Source organism: Streptomyces boluensis (assembly GCF_009908195.1).
Classification (GTDB): domain Bacteria; phylum Actinomycetota; class Actinomycetes; order Streptomycetales; family Streptomycetaceae; genus Streptomyces; species Streptomyces boluensis.
Genome location: NZ_JAAAHS010000569.1, coordinates 1 through 3,478, shown reverse-complemented (window position 1 = coordinate 3,478; position 3,478 = coordinate 1). Strand labels below are relative to the sequence as shown.

3 protein-coding genes are annotated in these 3,478 nt (G+C 71.8%); 2 read left to right on the top strand and 1 reads right to left on the bottom strand.

The genetic code is table 11. The annotated features are described in order from the left end of the window. A partial coding sequence (locus GUY60_RS35980) for an aspartate aminotransferase family protein (protein ID WP_161705644.1) occupies positions 1-1,206 on the bottom strand: 1,206 nt, incomplete at its 3' end. 175 nt (positions 1,207-1,381) lie between these two features. On the opposite strand from GUY60_RS35980, the gene GUY60_RS35975 reads away from it, so the two are divergent. After that, complete coding sequence (locus GUY60_RS35975) at positions 1,382-2,854, top strand: NAD-dependent succinate-semialdehyde dehydrogenase (RefSeq protein WP_312866558.1); 1,473 nt, start codon at positions 1,382-1,384, stop codon at positions 2,852-2,854. A gap of 84 nt (positions 2,855-2,938) precedes the next feature. Further along, a complete protein-coding gene (locus tag GUY60_RS35970) occupies positions 2,939-3,457 on the top strand; it encodes a DUF3830 family protein (RefSeq protein ID WP_161705640.1) in 519 nt (172 codons plus the stop codon). Positions 3,458-3,478: the final 21 nt, after the last annotated feature.

Genomic DNA, 3,478 nt, shown 5'->3' with positions numbered 1-3,478 from the left:
CACCACCAGCGGCGGAATCATCCGCACAACCTGCCCCTGCGTACCGCACGTCAACAGCAACAACCCCCGCTCAACCGCCGCAGCATGCACCCGCCCCGCCGTCGCACCGTCAGGCTCACCATCCGCGCCGGTGAACTCCGTACCCGCCATGAGCCCGAGCCCGCGTACGTCGCCGATGCCGGCGCGGCCCTCGCCCGCCGGGTACGCCGCCGCCACCTCCCGCAGCCCCGCGAACAGCTGAGCCCCCCGCGCCGCCGCGTTCTCGACGAGCTTCTCGTCCTGGATGACGTCGAGCGTCGCGATCGCCGCCGCGCACGCGACCGCGTTGCCGCCGTACGTACCGCCCTGGGAGCCGGGCCAGGCCTTCTCCATCAGCGCGGTCGGGGCCGCGATGGCGGACAGCGGGAAGCCGCTGGCCAGGCCCTTCGCGGTGACGACGATGTCGGGCCGTCCGTCGAAGTGGTCGTGGCCCCAGAACCGCCCGGTGCGGCCGAAGCCGGTCTGCACCTCGTCGAGGATGAGCAGGATCCCGTGCCGGTCGGCGCGCTCACGGAGCCCGCGCAGGAAGGCCGTGTTCGCCGGTACGTACCCGCCCTCGCCGAGCACCGGCTCCACGATGAACGCGGCCGTGTCGGCGGGCGCGGTCACCGTGGCGAGCAGCTGGTCCAGCTCACGCAGCGCGAACCGGGTCGCGGTCTCCTCGTCCCAGCCGTAGTGGAAGGCGTTCGGGAACGGCGCGAGGGCGACGCCGGGCATCAGCGGCCCGTACCCGGAACGGAACTTGGTGGCGGAGGTCGTCATCGACGCGGCCGCCATGGTGCGGCCGTGGAAGCCGCCCTGGAAGGCGACGATGTTGGGCCGTCCGGTGGCCTGTTTGGCGAGTCGCATCGCCGCCTCGACGGCCTCGCTGCCCGAATTGACGAAGAACAGCGAGTCGAGGCCCGCGGGCAGCACATCGCCGAGCCGCTCGGTCAGCGTGAGCAGCGGCTGGTGCATCACCGTCGTGTACTGCCCGTGCACCAGCCTGCCGACCTGCTCCTGCGCGGCGGCGACCACGCGCGGGTGGCAGTGGCCGGTGCTGGTGACACCGATTCCGGCGGTGAAGTCCAGGTGGGCACGGCCGGATTCGTCGTAGAGGTGGACACCCTCGCCGCGCACGGCCAGGACGGGCGTTGCCTGCTTCAGGACGGGGGACAGAGCACTCATGAGACCTACTCCTTGATCGCGGACGGGGCGTGGACGGGGCGTGGACGGCACGATCGTCGCTGTTCTCAGGACCGTTCTCAGGACTGTCGATTCATCGTAGGATTGTCAACAACCTGCACGCATGCAAGCATGCCATCCAGGCGCTGTCCATAGGCGAGTTGAGCAGGGAGTACGCGTGAGTACTTGGACGGAACACGAGCGGACCGTCGTCGATGCCGTGCCGGACGGACTCTTCATCGGCGGGAGCTGGCGGCCGGCCGCGTCCGGGGCCCGGTTCCCGGTCGAGGACCCGGCACTCGCCCGCGAGCTGCGCACCGTCGCGGACGCGGACGCCTCCGACGCCCGCGCGGCGGCGGAGGCGGCGGGCGCCGCGCAGGAGTCGTGGGCGGCGACGGCCCCGCGCGAGCGGAGCGAGATCCTGCGCCGGGCCTACGAGTTGATCCTGGAGCGGCAGGGCGACCTGGCGCTCCTGATGACCCTGGAGATGGGCAAGCCGCTGGCCGAGGCCAAGGGCGAGGTGGCGTACGCGGCGGAGTTCTTCCGCTGGTTCGCCGAGGAGGCCGTCCGGGTCGACGGTGGGTACCAGACCTCGCCCGACGGCAAGGACCGCTTCGTCGTGATGCGCCGCCCGGTCGGCCCGGTGCTGCTGATCACGCCGTGGAACTTCCCGCTCGCGATGGGTACCCGCAAGATCGGCCCGGCCGTGGCGGCGGGCTGCACCATGGTCGTCAAGCCCGCCGAGCAGACCCCGCTCTCGCTGCTCGCGCTCGCCGGGATCCTGCGCGAGGCGGGCCTGCCGGACGGGGTGCTCAACGTCCTGACGACCAGCCGCCCCGGCGAGGTGGTGGAGCCGCTGCTCCGTGGCGGCATCATCCGCAAGCTCTCCTTCACGGGCTCCACGGCGGTCGGCAGGCTGCTGATCGAGCAGAGCGCGGAGCACGTACTGCGCGTCTCCCTTGAGCTGGGCGGGAACGCCCCGTTCATCGTGTGCCAGGACGCCGACCTCGACCAGGCGGTGGAGGGCGCCCTCGCCGCGAAGATGCGGAACATGGGCGAGGCCTGCACCGCCGCCAACCGGATGTACGTCCACGAGAGCGTCGCCGGTGCCTTCGCCGAGCGCCTCGCCGCCCGGATGGGCACCCTCACCGTCGGCCGTGGCACCGAACCCGGTGTGGACGTCGGCCCGCTCATCGACGAGGCGGGGCGCGGCAAGGTCGACGAACTGGTCGAGGACGCGGTGGGGCGCGGCGCGAAGACCCTGGTCGGCGGTGAACACGCGCCCGGCGACGGGTACTTCTACCGGCCGACGGTCCTCACCGGGGTGCCCGCCGACGCGGCCATGCTGCACCAGGAGATCTTCGGCCCGGTCGCGCCGGTGCTCACGTTCGCCGACGAGGACGAGGCTGTCGCGGCCGCCAACGACACTCCGTACGGCCTGGTGAGTTACGTGTACACGCAGAACCTGCAGCGGGCGTTCCGGATCAGTGAGCGCCTGGACACCGGCATGGTCGGCCTGAACAAGGGCGTGGTCTCCAACCCGGCCGCCCCGTTCGGCGGGGTCAAGCAGTCCGGGCTCGGCCGCGAGGGCGGCAGCGTAGGCATCGACGAGTTCCTGGAGACGCGCTATCTCGCGATGCCGCTGAGCTGAGCTGAGCCGCACGGGGCAGCCGGGGCCCGGCTGCCCCTCTGCCCGCCCGTCCGCACCCACGCCACCGCATCGGAGAGTCCGCCCATGGCCCGCCACATCGAGGTCTCGCTGCCCAAGCGCGGCGTCACCTGCACCGCCCTGCTCCTCGACGACAAGGCCCCGATCACCTGCGAGGCGGTGTGGAACGCGCTGCCGCTGGGCGGCGACGTCTACCACGCCAAGTACGCGCGCAACGAGATCTACACCCTGGTCCCGCCGTTCGCCCCGCAGGAACCCCCGCTGGAGAACCCCACGATCACCCCCATCCCGGGCGACCTCTGCTACTTCACGTTCACCGACACGCAGTTGAACACCTCCTCGTACGGCTACGAGGCGGCGGCCGAGCAGAGCGGTGCCGAGGCCGCGCACAGCAACCGCGCGACCGTCGTCGACCTGGCGTTGTTCTACGAGCGCAACAACCTGCTGATCAACGGCGACCAGGGCTGGGTGCCCGGCATCGTCTGGGGCTCGGTCGTCGACGGCCTCGACCGGATGGCGGAGGCCTGCCAGGACCTGTGGCGGGCGGGCGCGCTCGGCGAGTCGCTGCAGTTCCGCAGGGCCTGAGCGACGGCTCCCCGCATACGC

What these genes read in the sequence shown, in the direction of transcription:
- GUY60_RS35970 (WP_161705640.1), top strand. Translation starts at nt 2,939, where the DNA reads ATGGCCCGCCACATCGAGGTCTCGCTGCCCAAGCGCGGCGTCACCTGC.